The sequence below is a fragment of the Microbacterium gallinarum genome, assembly GCF_014837165.1.
Taxonomy (GTDB): Bacteria; Actinomycetota; Actinomycetes; order Actinomycetales; family Microbacteriaceae; genus Microbacterium; species Microbacterium gallinarum.
Genome location: NZ_JACSPM010000003.1, coordinates 378,088 through 402,689 on the forward strand (window position 1 = coordinate 378,088; position 24,602 = coordinate 402,689).

Sequence of the window (24,602 nt, forward strand, 5' to 3'; positions counted from 1 at the left end):
CGCGCGCATCCGTAGCATGACGCTATGACGGATGCCGACACCCGCGCAGCGGCGACGCTCTCGGAGCGCCTCGACCGGCTGCCCTTCACTCGCCGGCACCTGCGCGTTCTGACCGGGTCGGGCCTCGGATGGGCTCTCGACGCGATGGACGTCGGGCTGATCTCGTTCGTGATCGCGGCGCTGGCGGCCCAATGGAGCCTGCAGCCGTACGAGACGGCGTGGATCGCCTCGGTCGGCTTCATCGGCATGGCGATCGGCGCGAGCGTCGGCGGCCTGCTCGCCGACCGCTTCGGACGGCGCTCAGTCTTCGCGCTGACCCTCGTCGTCTACGGGCTCGCGACGGGTGCGAGTGCCCTCGTCGGCGGGCTGGTGGCACTGCTCGTGCTGCGGTTCTTCGTCGGACTCGGGCTCGGCGCCGAGCTTCCCGTCGCGTCGACCTATGTGAGCGAGTTCGCGCCTGCGCGCATTCGCGGCCGTCTCATCGTGATCCTCGAAGCGTTCTGGGCCGTCGGGTGGACGGCAGCGGCCCTCATCGGGTTCTACGTCATCCCCGCCTCGGAGGCGGGGTGGCGGTGGGCGTTCGCGCTCGGGGCGATTCCGGCGGCGTACGCGCTGTTCGTGCGCTGGGGACTGCCCGAGTCGGCACGATGGCTCGAGCGACGGGGCAGGCACGGCGACGCGGAGGCTGTCGTGCAGTCGTTCGAGGAGGCAGCCGACACCTCCGCGGTCGCCGAGCCGACCGGTGTATCGCCGGACACCGAGCCGCCTGTGGCGTCTTCACTGGGGTCGCGTCTCGCGTCGCTGTGGTCCCGCGAGTTCACGATGCGGACGGCCTGCCTGTGGCTGGTGTGGTTCTGCGTGAACTTCTCGTACTACGGTGCGTTCATCTGGATCCCGTCGATCCTCGTGGCGCAGGGATACGACCTTGTGCGGTCGTTCGGCTTCACGCTGATCATCACGCTCGCTCAGCTTCCGGGGTACGCGACGGCGGCCTGGCTCATCGAGGTGTGGGGCCGCCGCGCGACGCTCTCGGTCTTCCTCGTGGGGTCGGCGGCTTCCGCCGTGGTGTTCGGCACCGTCGGCAGTGAGGGCGGCGTCATCGCCGCGGGCATGGCACTGTCGTTCTTCAACCTCGGCGCATGGGGAGCGCTCTACGCAGTGACGCCCGAGATGTACCCGACGTCGCTCCGGGCCACCGGCTCGGGCTGGGCCGCCGGCGTCGGCCGGATCGCGTCGATCATCGCACCGCTTGCCGTCCCGGCACTCCTGGCGATGGGCGGTGCTCCGACGCTCTTCGTCGTCTTCGCGGCGTTCTTCGTCGTCGCCGCCGTCGCAGCCTGGGGCCTCGTCGACAAGCGCGGCGTCGCCCTCGACGACCGCTGAGAGAGTCGACCGCCGCCCTTAGGCTGGGACGATGGCATCCGTACGGTACGTCGCGATCGGCGACTCGTTCACCGAAGGCGTCGGCGACGAGCTTCCCGACGGTCGCGTGCGGGGTTGGGCGGATCTCGTCGCCCAGGGATGGGCGGATGCCTCCGGGCAGCCCGTCGGCTACGCGAACTTCGCGATCCGCGGCAAGCTCGTCTGGCCGATCGTCGAGCAGCAGCTGGAGCCTGCGCTCGCGCTGCGGCCCACTCATCTGTCTTTCAACGGCGGGGGCAACGACATGCTGCGGCCCCGCACCAGCGTGTCGCGCATCGTCGACGCCTTCACCCACGTGCTGCGGCGCTGCGATGAGGAGGGCGTGACGCTCATCGTGCTGTCGGGCGCCAATCCCTCCGGCCAGCTGCCGATGAGTCGCGTGATCCAGCGGCGCGGCGACCTGCTGTCGGCCGCCGTCGCCGCGCGGCTCGCCGATCGCAGCGACATCATCCGGGCGTTCAACTGGCCCGATCGTGAGCTGTCGAGCCCGCCGTACTGGTCGGAGGATCGACTGCACATGAACTCGCGCGGCCACCACCGCGTGGCTGCTCGCGTGCTCACGGCCCTCGGGCAGGAGCCCCCGGCCGACTGGTGGTCGCTGCCGCCGCTGCCGCCCGCGGCCACGCGTGGCGCCGCCTACTACCGCGAGCACGTCGGGCCCTGGGTTCGGCGACGGCTCACCGGCACCTCGTCGGGCGACGGGCGCGCCCCCAAGCACGGGGAGTGGTTCGACGTGCTGCCGTCAGGCCTCTGATCCGACCAGTGCGTACTCGGAGCCCGACCGCGTGCGCTCGAGCAGTTCGACGTCGACCAGGTACCTCCGCAGCACCGCCACGTCGTCGGTGAACCGCACCAGGCGTTCGTTCGTCTGCTTCTCGCTCAGCACCTCGCCCGGCTCGAACGCCTGAGCCACCACCCATGCAAGCAGTTCGCGGCGATCGCTGTCGTGCACGGGGAAGCGATCGATGCGGCCCGCGCCGTCGAGGAACCGCGCCGGACCCGTCGCCTTCACGACGGGACTGTCCGTGAGGATGCCGCGCAGCAGGGTGTCGGCAAAGACGAGGCCGTCGTCGGTCTCGCGGACCAGTCCCAGCTCGGCGAGGCGCGCGACGGCACGCTCCCGGCGGGCGGTCGTGAGCGGGGGTCCGGCCATCGCCTCGGCCATCACGGTCCGTAGGTCGGGGTTGAGGAGCGCCGCGATCACACCCCGCCAGCTGTCGCTCACGCTGCGGCCCCGCCGACGGCATAGGTGAGCTCCGCGAACGCACCGGCCTGCCGGACCCCGGTGAGGGTCAGCCGGTCGGAGCCGATGCGGCGGGGGAGCAGCGGTTTGCCCGAGGGCAGCGTCGCCGGGGCGACGGAAACGACGATCTCGTCGAGCAGGCCCGCATCGGCGAACTGGCCCGCCAGGTCTCCGCCGCCGACGATCCAGACATCGCGATCGCCCGCAGCCGCGCGGATCGCAGGCCAGGCGTCCGTCACGTCGCCTCGGACGAAGCGGATGTCGGCGCCCGGTACGTTCGGCAGGTCTCGACCGGTGAACACGAACGTCGGGCGTGCGCCGTAGTACGTCGGCCATTTCTCGGGGTGCTCCACGAGCTGCTCGTGCCGGAGCACCCACTCATAGGTCGACGACCCCTGCACGAGCACGCCGATGCCGGAGAGGAACCCCATGAAGTCGCTGTCTCCGCCTTCGCCGCCGGGTGCGGCGAAGAGCCAGTCGAGCGAGTCGTCATCGTCTGCGAGGAAGCCGTTCAGGGTGGTGGCGGTGTAGAAGATCACGCGGGCCATTCCGTCACCGTAGCGTGCTCCGACGACATCATTGACGCGTATTCAACCGACTGGTACTGTACCGAACAGTTGAATGAAGATGTGATCATGACCGACCAGCTCAGCCGCACGTTCTCGGCCCTCGCCGATCCCACCCGACGCGCGATCCTCGAACGGCTCAGCGGGGGAGAGGCGACCGTGGGCGAGCTCGCGGCGCCGTTCGACATGACATTCGCGGCCGTCTCGAAGCACCTCCGCGTGCTGGAAGGGGCGGGCCTCGTCACCCGGGGGAGAGACGCGCAGTATCGGCCCGCGCGTCTCGACGCCCGGCCGCTGGCCGCGGCATCCCGCTGGATCGACAACTACGCGCAGTTCTGGGAAGACAGCGTCGGCGCCCTCGACCAGTACCTCAACGCGCTTCAGGCGCTCTCACCCTCGACACCCGACCCGCACGACCGCACAGATCAGGAGAACGACCATGACTGACTACTTCACCGTCACCCGCACGCTGAGCGCGCCGCGCGAGCTCGTGTTCGAGGCGATCACCACGCCCGAGCACTTCGCGGTGTGGTTCGGCACCGCCGCCGTCGAGGTGCCGCAGGAGACGCTGACGATGGATGTGCGTCCGGGTGGCGCCTTCCGTGCGGTGATGCACCTGCCCGACGGCAACCGCATCGACTGGTCGGGGGAGTACCAGGTCGTCGAGCCGCCGGCGCACCTGGCGATGACCTTGACCGACCAGCCGGGCGACGACGCCGGCCTGCCCGTGCTGTTCGACCTCGAAGAGGTCGAGGGCGGCACGAAGCTGACGATCCGCCAGGACCGCTCCGACTTCACCGACGAGCAGGTCGCCGCGACGATCGAGGGCTACAACGCCTTCATCGACGACATCGAGCGCGTGCTCGCGACGATGCAGAACGGCTGAGCCTCACGTCAGAGCGCGCCCGCGCGGCGCAGCGCGCTCATCGCGAGCTCGCTGCCCGCGCGGACGCTCGCGCACGGGTCGGCACCCGACAGTGCGGCGGTGAGGTAGCCCGCGGCGAACGCGTCCCCGGCGCCGGTCGAGTCGAGCACATCGTCGACCCGGTTCACCGGCACCTCGACGCGGGAGTCGCCCTCGGTCACGAGCACGGAGTCGCCGCCGCGCTTCACGATGAACACGGCAGCCGTCAGATCCAGGTCGATTTCGGTCGCCGTGCGGGCCTCATCCGCATTGGCGAACACGACGGCCGGGGCGAGGTCGTCGACGATGTGCTTCAGCTGCGCCGCACCGAGACCGCGCATCGTGGCCACGCTCGACAGGTCGAGGCTGACGCGCGCCCCCCTGCGAGCCGCGGAGGCCGCGGCATCCGTCACCGCCGCTCTCGAGGCGGGCTCGGCGAAGCCGTACAGCGGCAGGTGCACCCAGTCGACGCCGTCGAGCCAACCGGGGTCGATCTCGGCGAGGTCTGCTGCCGCCCCCCGGTCGGTGATCATGGTGCGCTCTCCGTCGGCGTCGACGAGCACGACGATGGCACCCGTGCGTCCTTCCTGCTGCACCCGCACGTCGACTCCGGCAGCAGCCATCTCGGCGATGAGCGCGCGGCCGATGGTGTCGTCGCCGACTCGGCCGATGAAGCGCACGGGATGCCGCGGCGCGGCCGCCGCGGCCACGTTCGCCGCGCTCCCGCCACGCGTGATCCGCACCTCGGCTGGGTTGTCGGTGCCGCGTTCGAGCGAGGAGCCCCCGAGCACGATCAGGTCGGCGACCAGGTCGCCGATGACGGCGAGCATCAGGCGCGTTCCGCCAGCTCGAGGGCGATCAGCGCACCGAGCTCGACGTTGCCGCGGTAGACCTCGACGTTGACGTCGAGACTGCGCCCGCCCGTCTCGCGCTGCACGAAATCGAGAAGGAACGGGGTGGTGTCGTGACCCGTCACGCCCTGGGCCGCGGCGGCCGCGAGCGCGCGGGCGAGCACCTCGTCGTGGAGAGCCGGGTCGAGCTGGGAATCGGCGGCGACGGGGTTCGCGACCAGAAGAGTGGATCGGATGCCGAGCCCGTCGCGCGCGCGGGCTATCTCGGCGATCTCGGCGGGGGAGTCGACGGCGTGATCGATGTCGTGCCCGGAGTCGGCGATGTAGAAGCCGGGGTAGTCGGTGGTGCGATAGCCGACGACGGCCAGGTTCAGCGTCTCCAGCCGTTCGAGCGTCAGCGGGATGTCGAGGACCGACTTGACCCCCGCGCTCACGACGATGAGCGGGAGTGTCGCAAGCGTGCCGAGATCAGCGCTCTCGTCGAAGGTCTGCTGCGCCTCGCGATGCACGCCGCCGAGGCCGCCGGTGGAGAAGACCCTCACTCCCGCGAGGTCGGCGAGGTACGCCGTCGCCGCGACGGTCGTGCCGGCACTGCGTCCCTTCGCGGTGAGGACGGGGACGTCGCGCAGACTCGCCTTCACGACGTCGTCGCTGGTGGACAGGCGCTCGATCTCGGCGGTCGACAGGCCGACGGTGGGCCGGCCGTCGATCACACCGATCGTCGCGGGCACCACTCCGAGGGAGCGCACGCGCTCCTCGGCCTCGAGAGCGACGGCGAGGTTGCGCGGCCTCGGCAGTCCGTGGGTGAAGATCGTCGACTCGAGCGCGAGCACGGGGTCGCCCGCGGCGACCGCGGCGCGGACCTCGGGCGAGATGGCGAGGGGAGAGGGCACGGGCATCCTTCCGACGGGTACCGCCACCCTACAAAGCCCGGGTCGGGGCCACGCGGATCGGCGCGGGAGCGGAGGATACGCGGCCTCACTCGGCGGCAGCGAAGGTCGTGGACGGGACGTGAATGCCCTGAAACGGCAGGATTGTCAACCCCCTGCACGAGGTACGCCGGATCGGGGAGCGTATCTGTCGGGACGGTTGCGTCCCGAACACAGGGGAGGGCCGATCGCCGTGCCCCGGAAAGGAACCTCGCATGAGCATCGGAGCAGGAATCGCACTGTTCGCCATCGGCGCCATCCTCGCGTTCGCGGTGAACGTGGAAGTCGAATGGGTGAACCTCGACATGATCGGCTACATCCTGATGGGTGCCGGCCTGGTGATCTTCCTCGTCGGAATCGTCCTGATGGCACGCCGCCGCCGTTCGGAGTCGGTGACGCACACTGCAGTCGACCCGACCGCCAACGAGCGGGTGACCCGCCGGTCGACGACCACTCCGGATGACACCGTCGGTCTCTGACCACATCATCGTTCGAACGGGGGCGGGGCCGGACGGCTCCGCCCCCGTTCGCCGTCTGCGGCGAGGGGGTCAGCCGCGATCGAGCAGCGCCCGAAGGGGTGCGGCGCCCTCGAGTTCGATCGGCGCCCCGAGGATCGCCGAGTGCCGAGACCGCAGCTCCTCCCACCGTTCCCGCGACATCCGGTAGTTGTGGTGGAGGGCGGCGACACCGTCGCGCGCGACCTGCACGGAGCCGTTCGGCTCGTACCCCAGCCGTCGAGACACGGCGTTGGATGAAGGGTTGTCCGCGAAGGCGCCTGAGACCGCCTCCGCGGCGCCGAGGCCCGCGAACGCGAGCTCCAGCACGAGCACGCGCATGCGTCGGCCGATGCCCTTGCCGTGATGCTCGATCCCCAGCCACGACCCGGTCTGCACGCGGCGGAGCACGGGCCAATCGACCGCGACGAGTCCCTGCACGCCGACGGGAACGCCGTCTGCGAGCACGCCGAGTTCGAGGACGAGCTTCGCGGGGGAGACCCGCGCACGGGCATCCCACTGGTACGCCAGAACGCTGCGCGCGACCTCATCGGGCGTTCCCCGCGTCCACGGGTGCTCGAAGGGCATCGCGTCCGGGTCGTGCACGCCCTGGGCCGCGACCGCCGCGAGGTCGAGCAGAAGACCGTCGTCGATCCACCGGAGTTCGAGGTCACCGGACCGCACGCGCACGCCGGCGGCCGGCCACAGCCGGACGAGGTCGGGGGAGGGAGCCACCACGGCAGTCTGCCAGCACCGGGTCTGCTACGCGCGCTCCACGGGCAGCCAGAGCTCGCACGTCGCGGTGGCGAAGTCGGGGGAGCGGTCGAGCACGGCGACCATCGAGGGGCCGGGGCGAAGGCGCCACGGGTTCGAGGGGAACCAGTCGGTCGCCGTCGCCGCCCACGTCGACTGCAGCGCGGCGGGGTAGTCGCCCTCCGCACGGAACACCGCCCAGGAGCCCGCCGGCACCTCGATGGTGTCGAGGTCGTCCGGCACGGCCGAATCCTCGCTCATCGCGACGCCGTGGAGATAGGTGAGCTCGCTGTCTTCGGTGTAGTCGGGCGCGACGTCGTCGCTGACCTGCAGGATGCCGGCGGGCTCGGTGTCGCTCAGAGCCTTCAGGCGCGCATGCGCCTCGGCGGGAAGGGACGCGATATGGGACTGGATGTGCGGGTTGGCGCCTTCGTGGATGAGCGGCACGCGCGCGGCGTGGCCGACCAGGCGGAAGGCGGGGCGATCTGCGATGCGGGTGTCCATGGGGGAGTTCCCTTCTACGGTCAGGCGGAACCTGAGTTGCGGTTGTGAGCGAAGGGGACCGCCGTCACGCCGCACGTCGCCGGGACCGACGCCGTGCACCGCGCGGAACGCCCGCGCGAACGCCTCCGTCGAGCCGTAGCCGTAGCGCACCGCGACCGTGAGCAGTTCGTCGCCGGAAACGACGTCTGCCGCAGCGGCCGTCATCCGCCGGCGCCGCACGTACTCGGAAAGCGGCATCCCGGCGAGCGACGAGAACATCCGGCGGAGGTGGTACTCCGTCGTGCCGGCGTCGCGAGCGAGCGACGCGATGTCGATGTCGTCGGTGAGGTGCGTCTCGACGACCTCGACCGTGCGGTTGAGCGATGCGATCACGGTTCCTCCTTCACGGACAAGCCTGCGCGGGGAAGCGCGGTCGCGCCCGATGATCGCGGACCGCTTCTCTCGGCTCATCACACCGAGTTGACATAATGTGCATTATCGGCGACGGACTGTTCTGGACACGCCACCGATTCTCCTCGGTCGAGCAGGATGCGTCGCTCGCGGGTATCGTCGCTGTCGCGGATCCGCTCACCCGGGTCACGTCGGTGATCCGCGCCGCGAACTGCCAGCCCCTGGAGCCCACTGTCCATGCGTGAACGCAATCTGCCGCTGGTCCTGACCCTCGTCGCCGCACAGCTCGTGGTGATGCTGGACTCCAGCATCCTGAACGTCGCTCTGCCGTCCATCGCCGAGGACCTCGGGCTCACAGCCGTCGGCACCGCATGGGTGCTCAACGCCTACTTCCTGACCTTCGGCGGTCTTCTGCTGATCTCCGGACGCGCCGCCGACATCTTCGGACGCCGGCGCATGTTCCTCATCGGGGCCACCGTGCTCGCCGCCGGCTCCGTCCTCGGCGGCTTCGCTCCCGACGAGACGATGCTCGTGCTCGCGCGTCTGGTGCAGGGCGCGGGGTCGGCCATGCTCAGCCCTGCGGCCATGTCCGTCATCCTCGCGACCTTCTCAGGGCCGTCCAAGACGCGGACGATGGCCTGGTGGGGCGCGGCGTCCACGGCGGGCGGCGCGCTCGGCGTCACCGTCGGCGGCATCCTCACCGGCGCGCTCGGCTGGCAGAGCGTCATGTTCGTCACCGCGGCGGCCGCCGCTCTCGTCGGCGGTGCGGGCTGGCTCCGTCTCGAGCGCGACGCGCCTGCGACGCGTCGCACCTTCGACGCCACGGGTGCGGCTCTCATCACCCTGGCAGCCGGCGCCGTGGTCTTCGGCGTCCTGAGCATCCCGCACGCCGGGCTCGCGTCGGTCGACGTCGTGGTGGCGGCGGTCGTCGCCCTTGCCGCCGGCATCGGCTTCGTCCTCGTCGAGCGCCGCTCATCCGACCCCGTCCTGTCCCTCCCGGCCCTGCGCGAGCCGCGTGTCGCCGGAGGCATCGTCGTCAACCTGCTCGGCGGTGGCGCGAGGATCGCGTGCTTCGTGCTGGTCGCGCTGCTCATCCAGCAGGTGCTCGGCTACGAACCCGCCCTCGCCGGTCTCGCCATGCTCCCCACCTCGCTCGCCGGCTTCGCCATCAGCACGCTGGTCCTCCCCCGCGCGCTCGCCCGCTTCGGACCCGAGCGGGTGACCGTCATGGGGCTCATCATGCTCCTCGTCGCTCATCTGCTGTTCGCGACGATCGACAACGGCATGTCGTACGTCTGGCGCGTGCTCCCTGTTCTCGTCATCGCAGCCGCTGGAGTGGCCTTCAGCTTCACGCCGACCACGCTGGTGATCTCCAGCGGCATGGCCGCGCGCAATGCGGGCGTCAGTTCGGGCCTCGCGTCCTCGACGGCCCAGATCGGCGGCGCCATCGGCATCGCCGCGTTCGGCGCCGTGGACGCATACCGTCGCGCCGCCGTGCTCACCACCGGAGGCACCGACCTGGCCGCAGCAGAAGCGGGACTCTCGGCCGCACATGTCGCCGCGGCGATCGCCGCGGCAGCAGCGACTCTCCTCGCCGTCGCCACGTTCCCGTCGTTGCGGCCACGACGGCGCCTTCCCGACGACGTCGATGCAGCGGGCTGACCCGGCGCGGCGCGGCTCATTCAGGAGCGCAGGCGCAGGGCCGCGGCATCCCGCTGGTACATCGCCGCGTGCTCGAGGAAGTCGGCCCGTCCGGTCTCGCCCGCTCGGTCGCGTGTGAAGGCCGCGAGATCGTCGAGCCGCTTCGCCATGACGTCCATGACCTCCGCGCCGGCGAACGGCATGCCGTACGCGTCGATCAGCTGCGCGAGCCTGCGATCCTTGTTCAACCCGTCGGCACCCACCGCGTCCTCGGCGAACGGCACGATCCGGTACGCGAGGTACGCCAGATCCCACAGCCGCGACCCCGGCGACGCGAAGTCGAAGTCGATCCCGCCGACGAGCCCTCCGTCGCGCACGACGAGGTTGTAGGTCGCGAAGTCGTTGTGACAGATCACCTCCGCAGGCTCGCGCCGCGGCGACCGCCATACGAGGCACTCATCGGCCACGAGGGCGGCGCCCGCGTCATGGACCCGCCGCAGCAGGCGACCGGCCGCGTCGAGGACCTCCCCGGCCCACCTCACATCCGGGGCCGCGTCGCTGAGGATCTCCCCCTCGAGGTAGGTCAGGATCTCGCGGCCCTGCGCATCCAGCCCGAGCACGCGCGGCACACCGTCGACGCCGGCGTCGGCCAGCGCGGCCAGCAGCCGGTGGACCGCCGGAGTCCACCGGCCCGTGACGCGGCGCACGGTGTCGCCGACGCGGATCACCGGCGCCATGTTGCCGCCGCTCAGATGCCGCTCGATGTCATCCACGCGTGCCACGCTACCGACCCCGCTTAGGCTCGTAGCGTGCTGGAGTCGCTCACCGGGTTCGTCGTCGTGGGCGTCGCCATCCTCGTCGGGTGGATCATCGGCCGGATCGATCTGCTCGGCGAACACGGCCGCCCGGTGCTGGCCCGGCTCACGTTCTTCGTGCTCTCGCCTTTCCTCCTGTTCGTCGTGCTCGCCCAGGCCGACGTGCGCACGCTGTTCTCGGCGCTGCTCCCGGTGTCGGCCATCGCGGCAGTCGCGATGTTCGCGGTGTTCGTGCTCATCGCACGCTTCGTGTGGAGGCGCTCCGTCGGCGAGACCGTGATCGGCGCGCTCAGCGCCGGGCAGGTGAACTCGAACAACATCGGCATCCCGCTGTCGCTGTACCTGCTGGGCAGTGCCGCGTACCCGGCACCGGTCATCCTGCTGCAGCTGCTGATCTTCACCCCGATCACGATGTCGATCCTGGATGCCGTGACCTTCGGCCGCGCGACCCTGTGGCGCTCCATCGTCCGCACTGCGACGAACCCGATCGTGCTCGGCTCCGTGCTCGGCACGCTCGTCTCGGTCAGCAGGATCGAGCTGCCGCCTGTCGTGCTCGAACCCCTCGTTCTCATCGCCAACGCGTGCGTGCCGGTGCTGCTGATCAGCTACGGCATGTCGCTCGTCGGCCAGCGCGTGCTCTCCCCGTCGGGCCGGCGGCGCGACATCGTCCTCGCGACGACGCTCAAGCTCGTCGCGATGCCCCTCGTGGCGTGGGTGGTCGCCGAGTTCGTCTTCGGGCTGAGTGATCAGGACGTGCTCGTGGTCGTGGTGCTCGCCGCGCTCCCCACCGCGCAGAACGTCTTCAACTACTCGCAGCGCTACGACGTCGGCGAGACGATCTCGCGGGACACCGTGTTCCTGACCACCCTCGGCTGCCTCCCGGTGCTCATCGTCGTCACGCTGCTCCTGGGCTGACCCGGAGGCGGCGTCACGAGTCGGAGAGCTCCCGGAGCATCCCGATCACGACGCGGGTCCGCCCTGCCTCTCGCAGCACGGTGAAGAGCGTGTGCGTGCACGAGCGGCAGCGCACGATGGCCGCGGTGTCGTCGAGCTCCACGACCGTCTCGGCCAGCGGTCCCGCCGCACCGCATCCGCCGCACACCGCCGTCATGACCGTGATCTCGCTCGCGAGCAGGTCGTCCATCATGCCGGCCAGCGCGTTCCCGTCGACCGTGGATGTCGCATTCTCCGCACGCATCATGCGCCCCCGAATCGTTCCGTCTTCACGCGTGCCGGCGGATGCCCGAGACGCACGAGCGCATCGGCGACGTGCTCGACGAACCCGGTCGGTCCGCACACGAACACCGTCGGCGCATCGTCCGTCGGCCAGACGGCTGCGCGGATCGCCTCGTCGTCGAGCCGGCCGACGCGTCCGGTCCATCCCGCAGGAGCCTCCCGCGTGAACGCCCAGGTGACCGCCACTCCCCCGTCGTGCGCCGACTCCTCGAGCTCATCACGATATATCGCGTCTTCGGGTCTGCGGACGGAGTACAGCAGGCGGAAGGATGCCGCGGCCGCAGCATCCCGAGCCGCACGCGCCATCGCCATCAACGGGACGATCCCCGACCCTCCGGCGATGAGCTGCACCGGCCCCTCTCCCCCGGCCCGCCACACGAAGTAGCCGCCGAGCGGTCCCTTCACCTCGAGCTCATCGCCGGGGAGCACGTCGCGCACGAGGTACGGCGACACCTCGCCGTCGGGGATCTCGTCGACCGCGAGCTCGATGACCGGACCCGGGCCGTATGATCCGAGCGAGTACGAGCGCTCGGCCTGGTAGCCGTCCTCGGCGGTCAGCCGGATGTCGACGTGCTGGCCGGCGTCGCTGCCGGGCCAGTCCTCGACGTCCAGTCGCAGCACGCGGGCGCTCGGCGTCGCCTCTTCGACCGAGGAGACCCGGGCGGGGCGCCAGCCGCCGACGATCACCAATACCGCTCCTCGGTCCACGGGTCGCCGTGCATGTTGTAGCCGTTCTGCTCCCAGAACCCCGGCTCGTCATCGTCCATGAGCGTGAGGCCGTGCACCCACTTCGCGCTCTTCCAGAAGTACAGGTGCGGGACCAGCAGCCGGGCGGGTCCGCCGTGCTCGGGGTCGAGCGGCGCGCCGTCGAACTCGAATGCGACCCACGACCTTCCGCCGAGGAGGTCCTCCAGCGGGATGTTGGTGGTGTAACCGCCGTACGAGTGCGCCATGGCGAAGGCGGCGTCGGTGTCGACGTGCTCGAAGACCGTGTCCAGGGACACGCCGCGCCACGACGTGCCGAGCTTCGACCACCGGGTCACGCAGTGGATGTCGGTCGAGACGTCCTCGATCGGCAGCGCCATGAACTCGTCCCAGGTCCAGGACACGAGCTCCCCCGACTCGTTCCGCACACCGAACGACCACTCCGCCGTATCGACGCGCGGCGTGGGCCCGGCCGACAGCACGGGAAAGTCCTCGGTCAGGTACTGCCCCGGCGGCAGGTTCGCATCGCTCTCCCGACGTCGTGCCCCGAAACCGCGTGAGAAGACTGCCATGGTGCCTCCGTATCGGACTGCGCGCACGCTCACCGTAGTACCGAGGCCGCCGCGTGCGCGAGAGCGGAAATCGGCGCTCTTCGCGCTCGACTGCGCGACACGCACTGTGCAATGCGCTGATATTCGACCCCGGGTCTAAGCTTTGACCGCTCGTTAACAGCAAATTCCCAGAAAGGACCCTCGCATGTCCACAGCAGACGCGGCCGAGAAGTCGGCCGTCAACGGCATCCGCACGGCGCTCGGCATCGGCGGTGTTCTCGCGGTCATCGTCGGCATCCTGATCCTGGCGTGGCCGGGCAAGACCGCCATGGTCGTCGCCGCGATCATCGCCATCTACGCCATCGCCGCGGGGCTCGTGTACGCCGGGCTCGGCATCTTCTCCAAGAACAAGGGCGGATGGGCGCGTATCGGACACATCGCGCTCGGAGTGCTCTTCGTCATCGCGGGTGTCGTCGCACTGATGAACCTCGGCCAGACGACAGCCTGGCTGGCCGTCTTCATCGGCATCCTCGTCGGCATCATGTGGATCGTCGAAGGCATCGTCGCTCTCTCGACCCTCGGCGACGCCGCGTCGAAGGGGTGGTCCATCTTCTTCGCGATCATCAGCATCATCGCCGGTATCGTGCTGCTCTTCTCGCCCCTGTGGGGCGCCGCGGTCCTGTGGTGGCTGATCGGCATCGCACTCATCGTGCTCGGCATCATCAACGTGGTGCGCGCGTTCACCTTCGGCAAGAAGGACCTCTGACTCATCGCTCCCACGCAGAAAGGGGCCCCCCCGCGCGGCCGGGGGGGCGGGGGGGGGCCCTTCTGCGTGCTGTGATCGGTCAGTCGACCGGCAGGTGCCGAGCCCACCAGTCGAGCACCGCGTCGAAGCGCTGCACGCGGTGGCGCGGCTGACCCGAACGGGTGAGTTCATGATTCTCGCCGGGGAAGACGAGCATCTCGGCCTCGGTCCCGTTGCGCTTGAGCGCCGCGTAGTAGCGCGTCGCCTGTTCGAGCGGGCACCGGAAGTCGAGCTCGGAGTGGATGACGAGGGTCGGCGTCGTCACCTGCTCGACCACCGCCATCGGGCTCTGTCGTGCGATGGCGTCGGCGTCGATCCCCACGTACTCGTCGCCGAAGAACGTGCCGATGTCGCTCGTGCCCTGGAACGACACCGGGTCGAGGAATCCGCGCTCGACGATGGCCCCGGCGAAGCGGTGGTCGTGGGCGATGACCCACGCGGTGAGGTAGCCGCCGTACGAGCCGCCCATCACGCCGACCCGCGTGCCGTCCAGGCGGGGATCCGACGCGATCGCGCCCTCGAGGAAGTCGATGACGTCGGCGAAGTCGACAGTGCCCATGGCCTGGCGGATGCTGCGTCCGTGCGCGCGCCCGTAGCCGGCGGAGCCGCGCGGGTTGCTGTAGACGACGGCGTAGCCGGCATCGACGAGGACCTGCGTCTCGTCGAACAGGTGCACGCCGTACGACGCATACGGTCCGCCGTGGATCTGCAGGATGACCGGGAACGGCCCGTCCCCTTCGGGGACGGCGACCCAGCCGTGGACCGGATAGCCGTCGCGTCCGTCGACCTCGAGCTCGCGCGGCGTGGTGATTCCGGATGCCGCGGCCCGCGCCCCGAAGGCGGTGAGCGTGCGGTCGGCCCCGTCCTCGACGAGCACGAGCTCTCCGTACGAGTCGGGGGTCGCGACAGCGGCGACGATGCGGTCCGCCGCGGAGGCGTGACCCGCCACCTCGACGTCGCCGCCGAGCACGTCGCTCACCTGACCGTCGCGCGTGACGCGGAGCAGCCGCACGCGGCCGCGGGCGCGGTCCTGCACGAGGAAGTCGTCCCCGACCGGTGTGATGTGACTCCCGACCTCGCCGAGGTCGATGGATTCCGCATCGGTCAGACGGCGCGGTCCGTCGGCCCCGAGGAGCCACAGTGCCACGCCGGGCGCGATAAAGTCGATGCCGTCTTCGCCGACCTCGTGGCCGAGGAGCGCGACGGCGCCGTCAGGTGCGACCTCGAGGCCGTAGAGCGACAGCCCGGCGTCGACACCCAGCACCTCGCGCCAGCCTGATCCGTCGACGGCCACGGCGATGACGCGCGTGCGCAGGTCGCGGCGCGACGGCTCGATCTCGTCGACCGCGGTCAGCACCTCGGTGCCGTCGGCGGAGAAGACGACGCCGCCGTGCGACGCAGCACCCTCGGTGAGCTGGCGTGCGTCGGACCCGACCGTCTTCTTCTTGGGCGGGGTCGCATCGCTCTCGCGGACAGCCGGGGCGGGTTCGTAGAACGGCTCGGAGTCGGTCGCCGGAGCGTCGACGACGAACACGTGCGAGGGGCGGTCGGCGATGTACCCGAGTCCGTTGGCGTGCCAGCGGATGCCGGTGATGTGGCGGGGCGCCTCGGCCGCGGAATCCAATCCCTCCACACTGCCGTATCGCCCCTTCTCGGGCACCCGCGCGGCGAAGGCCAGTGTGCGCCCGTCGGGCGACCACGCGAAGCCCTCGACGCCGAGCACGGAGTCGGTCGCCTGCACGGGCTCGCCGCCGGCGGAGGAAACGACCCAGACCTGACCCTTGCCCTTGGCGTCCGCGCGCACGAAGGCGAGGGTCTGCCCGTCCGGCGACAGGCGGGGCCCGGAGTCGGACGTGCCGCGCGTGAGGCGGCGGGGAGTGCCGTCGGGCAGATCGACGCGCCAGAGCTGGCCGACCGCGCGGTTGGCTTCGATGTCGGGGCGCGAGGTCGCGAACACGGCGAACGAGCCGTCAGGCGCGATGGCGGGCCGACCGACGGAGACGAGCGTGTCGATGTCGAGCGCGCGCACGCGTCACTCCCCCGCGAACGAGCTCGTGTCGCCGACCAGGCGGGTGTTGCCCGCCGGGACGGGGTCGAGTGCGGCCGCAGCGACCTCGGCGGCGAACTCCGACACGTTGTAGAGCTTGCCGGCGTCGTCGCGGCGGGCCGCGATGGCCCCGGGGTTGGCGCGCTCGAGGAGCGTCGCGGTGATCGTGCCCTCGATCATGTCGCCCGACACGACCACGAAGCCGATGCCGCGCTCGCTCAGGGCGGGGATGCGCTCGCGCAGAGCGTCCTCGCCGGCGCGCTTAGAGAGGGCGACCGGCTCGTACTCCGGCATGGTCGGGGTGGTGCGGATGAAGTGCGCCTGGTGGCTCGTGACGAACACGACGCGCGATCCGTCGCCGAGGAGCGGCAGGGCGGTCTCGAGCACGCGCACCTGCGCGTCGCGGTTGAGCCGCAGCGCGTAGTCCTCTGCCATGCCGGACTCCATGCCGCCCGAGGCGTTGAGCACGAGGATGTCGAGGCTGCCGAAGGCACGGCCGACCTCGTCGAACATCGCCTGCACCGAGTCCGGGTCGGTGAGGTCGGCGCCGACGACGAGCACCTCGACGCCGAGCTCGCGCAGCTCGGTGGCGAGCTTCTCCGCACGCGGCGCCTTGTTGCGGTAGTTGATGACGACGTTCGCGCCCGCCTCGGCGAGATAGCGCGTGGTGTCGGCGCCGATGCCGCGTGAGGAACCGGTCACGAGCGCGGTCTTGCCGCTCAGCGAACCGGCGGGAAGTGTGGGGGATGTCTCAGTCACGCCCTCGACCCTACCTGCTAGGTTCGAGGGACAAGGAGGCACATCGTGGAGCTCATCCAGACCATCGAGCAGTGGGCGTGGATCGGGTGGCTGGTGCTGATCCTCGTCTTCCTCGTCATCGAGATGCTCACCCTCGATTTCACGTTCCTGATGCTGAGCATCGGAGGTCTCGCGGGTCTCGGCTCCGATCTGCTGGGCGCTCCCATCTGGCTTCAGGTCATCGTCGCCGGCGTCGTCGCGGCCGTGCTCGTCCTCTTCCTCCGTCCGCCGCTGCTGCGGCGCCTTCGGCGCGGTGAGGATCCGACGCCCTCCAACGTCGATGCCCTCATCGATCTGCGCGGCCGTGTCATCGCGACCGTCTCCACGCACGGCGGCCAGGTCAAGCTCGCCAATGGAGACGTGTGGACGGCGCGCTCCGAGACCGGCGAGCTCGAGCCGGGCACCCCCATCCATGTCAGTCGGATCGACGGCGCCACCGCTGTCGTGCGCTCCGACGCCCCGACCGCATCTCCGACGGAGGATCCCCGCGCATGACCGACCTCGACACCCTGATTCCCACCACGATCGCCTGGCTCCTGGCGGTCGCGGTCTTCATCTTCGTGCTGGTCGTGATCGTCCGCTCGATCCGGATCATTCCGCAGGCGAGCGCAGGCATCGTCGAGCGCCTCGGTCGCTACCACAAGACGCTCAGCCCGGGTCTGAACCTCCTGGTGCCGTTCATCGACCGCCTTCGCCCCCTGATCGACATGCGCGAGCAGGTCGTCTCGTTCCCGCCGCAGCCGGTGATCACCGAAGACAACCTGGTCGTCTCGATCGACACCGTGGTCTACTTCCAGGTGACCGACGCCCGGGCCGCGACCTACGAGATCGCCAACTACCTGGGCGCCGTCGAGCAGCTGACCACCACCACACTGCGCAACGTCGTCGGTGGCCTGAACCTCGAAGAGGCACTTACGAGCCGTGACAACATCAACGGTCAGCTGCGTCTCGTCCTCGACGAGGCGACAGGCAAGTGGGGCATCCGCGTCGGGCGCGTCGAGCTCAAGGCGATCGACCCGCCGCACTCGATCCAGGACTCGATGGAGAAGCAGATGCGCGCCGAGCGGGACCGCCGCGCTCTCATCCTCACGGCCGAGGGCACGAAGCAGTCGGCCATCCTCACGGCGGAAGGCCAGCGACAGGCCGAGATCCTGAAGGCCGAGGGCGACAAGCAGGCCGCAGTGCTGCGCGCCCAGGGCGAGGCAGAGGCGATCCAGACGGTCTTCGATGCCATTCACATCGGCAACCCCGACGACAAGCTCCTCGCCTACCAGTACCTGCAGACCCTGCCGAAGATCGCCGACAGCGCCTCGAGCAAGGTCTGGATCATCCCGAGTGAGTTCACCGAGGCGCTCAAGGGGCTCAGTGGCTCATTCCTCGGCGGCGCGGCCGACGCACCCAAGCCGCAGCGCGGCGTCGAGCCGCCCGCTCTGTGACCCACCCCTGGTTCGAGGGCGCCCGCACCCCGCGGGTCCTCGCGCATCGGGGGCTGGTGGTGGCGGAGGATGCCGCGCACGGCGTCGAGGAGAACTCCTTCGCCGCCATCGCCGCAGCCCACTCGGCGGGCGCCGAGTATGTCGAGTCGGACTGCCACGTCACCGCAGACGGGGTCGTGGTGCTGTTCCACGACGACGACCTCTCGCGGGTGACCGGTGACCCCCGGCTCGTCGCCGAGATCACGTCCGTCGAGCTCGCGGAGCTGATGTCCGGCCGTGGCGGGCTGATCACGCTCGCGCAGGCGCTCGACGCATTCCCCACTCTCCGGTTCAACCTCGACGTCAAGGCGGCGGCAGCCGCGGTGCCCGTCGGCCGGATCGTGGCGCCGCACGGCGCCCGCGTGCTGCTCACGAGCTTCTCCGATCAGCGGCGGCGCGCTGCCCTCGCCGCCGCTGAAGCGTCGGCGCGCGGCATCCGCCCCGCCACCTCCGCCGGTTCGGCGACGATCGGGCGGGTGCTCGCAGCCCTCGCCGCGCGCTCGGATCGACTCGTGCGTCGTGCGCTCCAGGGCGTGGACGTGCTGCAGGTCCCCGAGCGACAGGGCCGTCTGCGCATCCTCACGCCGCGGCTGATCTCCGCAGCCCACCGCCATGACGTCGAGGTGCATGTGTGGACCGTGAACGACCCGGGTGACATGCGCCGGCTGATCGGGTCGGGGGTCGACGGCGTGGTGACCGACAGGGCCGATGTGGCCCTCCGCACCCTGGGCTGACCTGGCTTCGGCGGGCGGAACGGGCGGCGCTCTCTCCCCCGCTGTGCATCCACTGTGAAAGGCGCACGCGCAAGCCCCTTTCGGATGATCCGCTCAGGTCGCTTGGTTATACCTATACAGCGACGAGAGGACCACAAAATGGCAGACCGCAGCTTGCGCGGCATCCGACTCGGCGCCCAGAGCCTACAGAGCGAAGAGGGCGTCGTGTTCCATGAGCGTGCACAGCACATCTATTCGTGCACGTCCTGCGGACGTGACACGACACTGACTTTCGCGGCCGACGCCGAGGTTCCCCCGGCGTGGGAGTGCCGCACCTGTGGTGCGGAGGCGCTCCTGCGCGTCGGTGAGGGCACCGCGACGGTCGATCACTCGGGTGACAAGACGCCCCGCTCGCACTGGGACATGCTCCTCGAGCGGCGCACTCTGCCCGAGCTCGAAGAGCTCCTCGAGGAGCGTCTCGCCTACGTCCGCGCCCGTCGTGGCGCCGGCGAGGACGTCACCCTCGACAAGATCAGCGCCTGACGCTCAGTCAGCCGCCTGCGCGACGCCGGTTCCTACGGGAGCCGGCGTTTTCGCGTGCCGCCGCCCGGTGAGCGCCACCGCGATGCCCAGCGCGACGAGTGCGAGAAGGCTGCCCCAGCCGAGCAGCGCCTGCACCCACGGGCCCGCGATGACGGCGGGCGTCAGCCCGGTGCGCAGCGGCACCTCGGTCAGCATGTGCCCCGCCTCGCCGGCCGGGAGACCGTCGAGGGTGCTGCCGTCGGGCGCGATCACCTGGCTGGTGCCCACCGTCGACAGGTTCACGACCGAACGGCCGGTCTCGACCGCGCGCATGCGGGCGAACGCCAGCTGCTGGAGGTTCTCGTCGGTGTCGCGGAAGTCGGCGTTGTTCGTCTGGAACATGTAGACCTCGGCGCCGTCCCGCGCGCCGGCCCAGATGACCTCGTCGTAGATGACGTCGAAGCAGATCGCGAGACCGACGCCGACCCCGCCCAGGTCGAGGAACGGCGCATTGGTCCCGGGCGTGTACTCCCGCTGGATCAGGCCGATGAGGTCGGGGGCGAGCGACTCGTAGAACCACCGGTCGGGCACGTACTCCCCCATCGGCACGGGGTTGGTCTTGTCGTGGTACTGGACCGCACCCTCGCCGGCCTTCCATAGCATGGAGGTGTTGAACGTGTCCTCGCCGCGCGTGGTCGCCGCGTTGACGATCAGGGGTGCGCCGATCCGCTCCGAGAGCGCATCGAGCGTGCGCGCCGTGCTCTCATTGCGGGTGGGGTCGGAGTCGATGCCCCCCTCCGGCCAGAGCAGGACGTCCACGTCCTCATCGAGAAGCGGAGCGGATGCCGCCAGCTGCGCGTTCAGCACGTCATTGCGGTCGCGCGGGTCGAAGTAGCCGGAGGGGCCGTTCCCCTGTGCGCTGCCGACCCGCAGGGTGCCGGCCGGGCTCGTCGGGAAGGCGGGCACGAGCAGGAGCAGGGCTGCCAGGCCGATCGAGGGAAGCGCGGTGCGCACGTCCCGGAACCGGGCGGCGCGCCACCACTCGATGGCTGCGGCGGTGAAGGTCACCATCAGGAAGGAGAGGCCGGCGACTCCCGTCCACGACGCGAGATGCGCCAGCGGGCTCTCGGACTGACTCATGCCGATGCGCGCCCACGGGAACCCGGTGTAGGGCCACGAGCCCATGAACAGCTCTCGTGCCGTCCACAGGCCGCCGATGAGGATCGGCAGGGCGATGAGCGACGCCCATCGCGAGCGGAAGAGCCGCGGCATCCATCGATATGCCAGCGTCAGCGCGATCGAGCCGACAGCCATGAACACCGTCTCGAGACCGGCGAGGGCGAACCACGGCACGAGGCCGAGGTAGCGCGTGATCCACATGATGTGGATCAGGTAGAACGTGGCGCCGAAGACGAATCCGACGAGCAGCGCACCCCACACGGAGCGTCCGATGAGGGCGACGAGCGACAGCCCGACGCCCACGAACGCCAGCGGCCACCAGCCGACGGAGGGGTAGGCGAGATCGAGGACGGCCCCGCCCGCGATCGAGGCCACGACAGCGGCCCACAGGGGCAGGAGCGGGCGCGGCGCGGCGGCGAGAGGCACGTGAATACCCTAAGCGGCGGGAACTGGACGGCCGCTGTCAGACAGCCGAGTAGGCGACGATTCCGCGGCGCACGGACTCCAGGGCCTTCCGCGCGGTCGAGGCGAGGGCGGGCTCGGCCACGATCGAGAGCTGGTCGAGGAGGTCGATCGTCTGCTTCGACCAGCGCACGAAGTCGCCCGCGGCCATGTCGGCCTCGCTCAGCACGCGGTCGAGCATCCCGCCGCGCGCCCACGAGTGCATGGCCTGCGCCAGTCCCGCGGCGATGGGCTCGGACCCGGGCAGCCGGTGCTCGCGCTCCAGGTCGTCGAGTCGCTGCCACAGGTCGAGGGTCTCGGCGAACGCGGTGCGGAACGGCCCACGCGGGAGTCCCCGCTCCCCCGGCCCGGCCTCGTCGCGCCGCGGCTCGTACACGATGCAGCAGGCGAGCGCGGCGAGCGACGGGGCGTCGAGGTCGTTCCACAGGCCGCGCCGCAGCGACTCGGCGACCAGCAGGTCGCGCTCCCCGTAGATGCGGCGCATCGTGCGCCCCGACGGCGTGAGGCTGGTCACGCCCGCGTCGTCGATCCGCACGTAGGCGAGCTCGTCGAGCACGTCGACCACGCGGTCGAAGATGCGGGCGACGGTGCCGGTGCGGGTGTCGATCTGCTGACGCAGCTTGTCGACCGTGCGACGCAGCTTCCAGTACCGCTCCGCCCACCGCGCGTGCTGCTCCCGGTCGGGGCACTGGTGGCACCCGTGGCGCTGCATGCGCTTGCGCAGGCTCGCGATCTGGCGCTGCCGCTCATCGCGCGTGCGGCGTGAGGCGTTCGCATCCTTGCGGTTCAGCTTCTCGAGGTCGCTCAGCTCGCGCCGGATGGCCGAGTACTCGGTGAAGTCGCCGCGGTCGCACGTCATGGCCTGCTCGTAGCCGGCGAGGGACTCCTCCTGCTCGCGCACCTGGCGGGCGAGTCCGACGACGGCGCGGTCGGCCTGGAACTGTGCGAACGACGACTCGAGGATCTCGCGGGCGCGCGCCCGCCCGAACTGATCGATCAGGTTGACCGCCATGTTGTACGTCGGCCGGAAGCTGGAGTTGAGCGGGTACGTCCGGCGCGAGGCGAGCGCCGCGACCGCCTGCGGGTCGAGACCCTCTGTCCACTGGATGACCGCGTGGCCCTCGACGTCGATGCCGCGACGCCCCGCGCGGCCGGTCAGCTGCGTGTACTCCCCCGACGTGATCGCGACGCGGGCCTCGCCGTTGAACTTCTCGAGCTTCTCGAGCACCACCGTGCGGGCGGGCATGTTGATGCCGAGCGCGAGGGTCTCGGTGGCGAAGACGACTTTCACGAGCTTGCGCTGGAAGAGGTCTTCGACCACCTCTTTGAACGCCGGGAGCAGACCCGCATGGTGTGACGCCACCCCGCGCTCGAGGTTGTCGAGCCACTCCCAGTAGCCGAGCACCGCGAGGTCCTCGTCATGCAGGCTGCGCGTGCGCTCCTCGACGATCGCGCGGATCTCGGCGCGCTCCTCGTGCGACGTCAGCCGCACCCCGGCACGACGCACCTGCTGCACGGCCGCGTCGCAGCCGACCCGGCTGAAGATGAAGAAGATCGCCGGCAGCAGGTTGGCGCGGGCGAGCAGCTCGACGACGTCAGGACGGTCGAGTCGTTCGATCCGCTGCACGTTCGCGGACCGCACAGGGCGCTTTCCGCCACGGTTCGGACGACGACGGGATGCCTCGTACCCGGCGTGCCGTGCACTCCTGCCCGCCTGCGCGCCGTGGTTCCGCTCGTAGTTCTGGCCCTTGAACGACCGGATGCGCATGAGCTCCTGGTTCACCTGCGCGGTCGCGATGCCGGCGCGGTCGTCGAACAGGGGCAGCAGATCTCCGCGCACGAGCACATGCTGCTCGAGCGGCACGGGACGCGTCTCCGACACGATCACCTCGGTGTCGCCGCGCACCGTGTCGAGCCAGTCGCCGAACTCCTCGGCGTTCGACACGGTCGCCGACAGCGACACCAGCTTCACGCTCGCCGGCAGGTGGATGATGATCTCCTCCCACACCGCGCCGCGGAACCGGTCGGCGAGGTAGTGCACCTCGTCCATCACGACGTACCTCAGCCCGCGCAGGGCGGGCGAGTCGGCGTACAGCATGTTGCGCAGCACCTCGGTGGTCATGACGACGATGCGCGCGCTGCCGTTGATGTTGGTGTCGCCGGTGAGCAGGCCGACGTCGTCGGGACCGTAGACGTCCTGGAGCTCGCGGAACTTCTGGTTCGACAGCGCCTTGATCGGCGTCGTGTAGAACGCTTTGTCGCCGTGGCCGCCGACCACAGGTTCACGCATCGCGAGGTGCACCGCGAACTCGCCGACGATGGTCTTGCCCGCCCCGGTGGGCGCGGCCACCAGCACGCTGCGGCCTTCCTCGAGGGCGCGGCATCCGGCGATCTGGAACTCGTCGAGCGTGAAGTGCTGGGATGCCGCGAACGCGGCCGTGATCGGATGGCTCCGGTCGAGTGCGGCGGACGCCTGCGCGCGGGCGTACCGCTCGGACGGACCGGGGTCGGTCATGCGGCGGCCTCGGGCGGGAGGAATTCGGCCTGGCGCTTGGCCTTGCGGCGATCGAACAGCATCGACAGGCCGGCGGCGGCGAAGAACAGCACGACCAGGATGCCGGCGAGCATCAGCATGCTCACGACGTCGGCGGCCGGAGTGGCCAGTGCCGCGAAGATCACGGCGATGAGAACCGCGACGCGCCAGCCCTTCAGGATCGCCCGCCCCGACATGATGCCGGCGAGATTCATCGCCACGAGGAACACCGGCAGGATGAAGGCGACTCCGACGACGACGAGCAGCTTGAAGACGAAGTCGTAGTAGAACAGCGCATCGTAGAACTGCGCGCCGCCCTGCGGCACGAACGTGGCCATGAGCTCGACGACGTGCGGCATGATCAGCAGGCCGACGTAGCAGCCGGCGAAGAACAGTGGAACGGCGGCGGCCATGAAGCCGATCGTGTAGCGGATCTCCTTGCGCGTGAGTCCGGGCATGATGAACGCCCAGATCTGCCAGATCCAGATCGGCGCCGAGATCAGGATGCCGATCGCGAACGAGATTCGCAGTCGCATGTCGAACGGCCCGGTGATGGTCTGGTACATGAACTCGACCTTGCCCTCCTCACCCTGCGTCTCCGCGACGACGCGGATCGGCTCGGTGATGAGGTAGATGACCGGGTCGGTGATGAAGAACGCCACCACCATGCCGACGACGAGGGCGAGGGCCGCCCACATCAGGCGCCGGCGCAGCTCGATCAGGTGCTGCCCCAGCGACATGCGCTTCTCACGCCGCGTCGGGTCGGGTTCTCCTACGCGCGGCGGTCCCGCCGTTGCCACGACGGCGTCAGGGCTTGGAATCGGCGGTGCCGCCGGCGTCCGTCCGGATCTCCGTCGACGGAGCCTCGGTCGAGGCGGCGGTGGCCGACTCTGCGTCGGTCTTGGACGAGTCTTCGTCCTTCATCGCCTTCATCTCACCTTTGAAGACGCGGGCGGACTGACCCATGCTCTTGGCCAGCGCAGGCAGCTTCGCCGCGCCGAACAGCAGCAGGATCACAGCGAGGATGATCAGGAAGTGCCACCCTGTGAGGCCTTGCAGCATGT

28 protein-coding genes are annotated in these 24,602 nt (G+C 70.2%); 12 read left to right on the forward strand and 16 right to left on the reverse strand.

Annotated features, from left to right (window positions below; genetic code table 11):
- The first annotated feature begins 24 nt into the window (after positions 1–24).
- Both H9622_RS11305 and H9622_RS11310 read left to right on the forward strand, forming a co-directional pair.
- Positions 25–1,383 (forward strand): MFS transporter, encoded by a 1,359-nt coding sequence (locus tag H9622_RS11305; RefSeq protein ID WP_191766490.1) that lies wholly within the window; start codon positions 25–27, stop codon positions 1,381–1,383.
- A gap of 31 nt (positions 1,384–1,414) precedes the next feature.
- Positions 1,415–2,176: an SGNH/GDSL hydrolase family protein gene (locus H9622_RS11310; RefSeq protein ID WP_191766491.1), complete on the forward strand. Its 762-nt coding sequence runs from the start codon at positions 1,415–1,417 to the stop codon at positions 2,174–2,176.
- Here H9622_RS11310 and H9622_RS11315 read toward each other — a convergent pair.
- Both H9622_RS11315 and H9622_RS11320 read right to left on the reverse strand, forming a co-directional pair.
- Positions 2,165–2,647 (reverse strand): DUF2087 domain-containing protein, encoded by a 483-nt coding sequence (locus H9622_RS11315; protein WP_318247093.1) that lies wholly within the window; start codon positions 2,645–2,647, stop codon positions 2,165–2,167. The genes H9622_RS11310 and H9622_RS11315 overlap by 12 nt on opposite strands.
- Positions 2,644–3,213 (reverse strand): dihydrofolate reductase family protein, encoded by a 570-nt coding sequence (locus tag H9622_RS11320; protein ID WP_191766492.1) that lies wholly within the window; start codon positions 3,211–3,213, stop codon positions 2,644–2,646. Before H9622_RS11320 ends, H9622_RS11315 begins: the two co-directional genes overlap by 4 nt.
- A gap of 87 nt (positions 3,214–3,300) precedes the next feature.
- On the opposite strand from H9622_RS11320, the gene H9622_RS11325 reads away from it, so the two are divergent.
- A complete protein-coding gene (locus H9622_RS11325) occupies positions 3,301–3,678 on the forward strand; it encodes an ArsR/SmtB family transcription factor (protein ID WP_191766494.1) in 378 nt (125 codons plus the stop codon).
- The gene (locus tag H9622_RS11330) at positions 3,671–4,117 is read left to right on the forward strand and encodes an SRPBCC family protein (protein ID WP_191766495.1); all 447 of its coding nucleotides are present in this window, start codon (positions 3,671–3,673) and stop codon (positions 4,115–4,117) included. Before H9622_RS11325 ends, H9622_RS11330 begins: the two co-directional genes overlap by 8 nt.
- 8 nt (positions 4,118–4,125) lie before the next feature.
- Here the strand turns inward: H9622_RS11330 and H9622_RS11335 are convergent, their stop codons facing one another.
- Positions 4,126–4,965 (reverse strand): carbohydrate kinase family protein, encoded by an 840-nt coding sequence (locus tag H9622_RS11335; RefSeq protein WP_191766497.1) that lies wholly within the window; start codon positions 4,963–4,965, stop codon positions 4,126–4,128.
- Positions 4,965–5,885: a pseudouridine-5'-phosphate glycosidase gene (locus tag H9622_RS11340; RefSeq protein WP_191766499.1), complete on the reverse strand. Its 921-nt coding sequence runs from the start codon at positions 5,883–5,885 to the stop codon at positions 4,965–4,967. The genes H9622_RS11335 and H9622_RS11340 overlap by 1 nt, the downstream gene beginning before the upstream one ends.
- A 245-nt stretch (positions 5,886–6,130) precedes the next feature.
- Between H9622_RS11340 and H9622_RS11345 the strand changes: the two genes are divergently transcribed.
- Positions 6,131–6,394 (forward strand): DUF6458 family protein, encoded by a 264-nt coding sequence (locus H9622_RS11345; protein WP_191766500.1) that lies wholly within the window; start codon positions 6,131–6,133, stop codon positions 6,392–6,394.
- Between the two features lie 69 nt (positions 6,395–6,463).
- On the opposite strand, the gene H9622_RS11350 is transcribed toward H9622_RS11345, so the two are convergent.
- Together H9622_RS11350 and H9622_RS11355 are read right to left on the reverse strand one after the other, a co-directional pair.
- Positions 6,464–7,144: a GNAT family N-acetyltransferase gene (locus H9622_RS11350; RefSeq protein ID WP_191766501.1), complete on the reverse strand. Its 681-nt coding sequence runs from the start codon at positions 7,142–7,144 to the stop codon at positions 6,464–6,466.
- Between the two features lie 27 nt (positions 7,145–7,171).
- The gene (locus tag H9622_RS11355) at positions 7,172–8,038 is read right to left on the reverse strand and encodes an AraC family transcriptional regulator (protein ID WP_191766503.1); all 867 of its coding nucleotides are present in this window, start codon (positions 8,036–8,038) and stop codon (positions 7,172–7,174) included.
- Positions 8,039–8,293: 255 nt separating this feature from the next.
- On the opposite strand from H9622_RS11355, the gene H9622_RS11360 reads away from it, so the two are divergent.
- On the forward strand, positions 8,294–9,718 hold the full coding sequence (locus H9622_RS11360) for an MFS transporter (RefSeq protein WP_191766504.1): 1,425 nt from the start codon (positions 8,294–8,296) through the stop codon (positions 9,716–9,718).
- Between the two features lie 20 nt (positions 9,719–9,738).
- Here the strand turns inward: H9622_RS11360 and H9622_RS11365 are convergent, their stop codons facing one another.
- Positions 9,739–10,470: a phosphotransferase gene (locus tag H9622_RS11365; protein WP_318247095.1), complete on the reverse strand. Its 732-nt coding sequence runs from the start codon at positions 10,468–10,470 to the stop codon at positions 9,739–9,741.
- Between the two features lie 36 nt (positions 10,471–10,506).
- Here H9622_RS11365 and H9622_RS11370 point away from each other — a divergent pair, with 36 nt between their 5' ends.
- A complete protein-coding gene (locus H9622_RS11370) occupies positions 10,507–11,427 on the forward strand; it encodes an AEC family transporter (protein WP_191766505.1) in 921 nt (306 codons plus the stop codon).
- 13 nt (positions 11,428–11,440) lie between these two features.
- Here H9622_RS11370 and H9622_RS11375 read toward each other — a convergent pair whose 3' ends face one another.
- The 3 genes from H9622_RS11375 to H9622_RS11385 are packed head-to-tail and all read right to left on the reverse strand — an operon-like array spanning position 11,441 to position 13,025.
- The gene (locus H9622_RS11375; RefSeq protein ID WP_225221963.1) at positions 11,441–11,713 is read right to left on the reverse strand and encodes a DUF6510 family protein; all 273 of its coding nucleotides are present in this window, start codon (positions 11,711–11,713) and stop codon (positions 11,441–11,443) included.
- Complete coding sequence (locus tag H9622_RS11380) at positions 11,710–12,435, reverse strand: FAD-binding oxidoreductase (protein ID WP_191766617.1); 726 nt, start codon at positions 12,433–12,435, stop codon at positions 11,710–11,712. Before H9622_RS11380 ends, H9622_RS11375 begins: the two co-directional genes overlap by 4 nt.
- Positions 12,432–13,025, reverse strand: coding sequence for a sulfite oxidase-like oxidoreductase (locus H9622_RS11385; protein WP_191766506.1), 594 nt, complete (start codon positions 13,023–13,025; stop codon positions 12,432–12,434). The genes H9622_RS11380 and H9622_RS11385 overlap by 4 nt, the downstream gene beginning before the upstream one ends.
- 184 nt (positions 13,026–13,209) lie before the next feature.
- Here H9622_RS11385 and H9622_RS11390 point away from each other — a divergent pair, with 184 nt between their 5' ends.
- Entirely contained in the window at positions 13,210–13,770 is a 561-nt protein-coding gene (locus tag H9622_RS11390; RefSeq protein WP_191766508.1) for an HdeD family acid-resistance protein, read from the forward strand.
- A gap of 79 nt (positions 13,771–13,849) precedes the next feature.
- Here H9622_RS11390 and H9622_RS11395 read toward each other — a convergent pair whose 3' ends face one another.
- Positions 13,850–15,838 (reverse strand): S9 family peptidase, encoded by a 1,989-nt coding sequence (locus H9622_RS11395; protein ID WP_191766509.1) that lies wholly within the window; start codon positions 15,836–15,838, stop codon positions 13,850–13,852.
- A 3-nt stretch (positions 15,839–15,841) separates the two neighbouring features.
- Complete coding sequence (locus tag H9622_RS11400) at positions 15,842–16,615, reverse strand: SDR family oxidoreductase (protein WP_191766511.1); 774 nt, start codon at positions 16,613–16,615, stop codon at positions 15,842–15,844.
- Positions 16,616–16,660: 45 nt separating this feature from the next.
- Here H9622_RS11400 and H9622_RS11405 point away from each other — a divergent pair, with 45 nt between their 5' ends.
- The 4 genes from H9622_RS11405 to H9622_RS11420 all read left to right on the forward strand — a co-directional run bounded on the left by H9622_RS11405 (position 16,661) and on the right by H9622_RS11420 (position 19,385).
- Positions 16,661–17,149: an NfeD family protein gene (locus H9622_RS11405; protein ID WP_191766512.1), complete on the forward strand. Its 489-nt coding sequence runs from the start codon at positions 16,661–16,663 to the stop codon at positions 17,147–17,149.
- Complete coding sequence (locus H9622_RS11410; protein WP_191766514.1) at positions 17,146–18,090, forward strand: SPFH domain-containing protein; 945 nt, start codon at positions 17,146–17,148, stop codon at positions 18,088–18,090. Before H9622_RS11405 ends, H9622_RS11410 begins: the two co-directional genes overlap by 4 nt.
- Entirely contained in the window at positions 18,087–18,863 is a 777-nt protein-coding gene (locus tag H9622_RS11415) for a glycerophosphodiester phosphodiesterase family protein (RefSeq protein WP_191766515.1), read from the forward strand. The genes H9622_RS11410 and H9622_RS11415 overlap by 4 nt, the downstream gene beginning before the upstream one ends.
- A gap of 138 nt (positions 18,864–19,001) precedes the next feature.
- Positions 19,002–19,385, forward strand: a complete 384-nt coding sequence (locus tag H9622_RS11420) for an RNA polymerase-binding protein RbpA (RefSeq protein WP_191766516.1) — start codon at positions 19,002–19,004, stop codon at positions 19,383–19,385.
- 3 nt (positions 19,386–19,388) lie between these two features.
- Here the strand turns inward: H9622_RS11420 and lnt are convergent, their stop codons facing one another.
- The 4 genes from lnt to tatA all read right to left on the reverse strand — a co-directional run bounded on the left by lnt (position 19,389) and on the right by tatA (position 24,600).
- Complete coding sequence (lnt, locus tag H9622_RS11425; RefSeq protein ID WP_191766517.1) at positions 19,389–20,969, reverse strand: apolipoprotein N-acyltransferase; 1,581 nt, start codon at positions 20,967–20,969, stop codon at positions 19,389–19,391.
- A 37-nt stretch (positions 20,970–21,006) separates the two neighbouring features.
- On the reverse strand, positions 21,007–23,520 hold the full coding sequence (locus H9622_RS11430) for a DEAD/DEAH box helicase (RefSeq protein ID WP_191766518.1): 2,514 nt from the start codon (positions 23,518–23,520) through the stop codon (positions 21,007–21,009).
- The gene (gene tatC / locus H9622_RS11435) at positions 23,517–24,278 is read right to left on the reverse strand and encodes a twin-arginine translocase subunit TatC (RefSeq protein WP_191766519.1); all 762 of its coding nucleotides are present in this window, start codon (positions 24,276–24,278) and stop codon (positions 23,517–23,519) included. The genes H9622_RS11430 and tatC overlap by 4 nt, the downstream gene beginning before the upstream one ends.
- Positions 24,279–24,345: 67 nt before the next feature.
- A complete protein-coding gene (tatA, locus tag H9622_RS11440) occupies positions 24,346–24,600 on the reverse strand; it encodes a Sec-independent protein translocase subunit TatA (protein WP_191766520.1) in 255 nt (84 codons plus the stop codon).
- Positions 24,601–24,602: the final 2 nt, after the last annotated feature.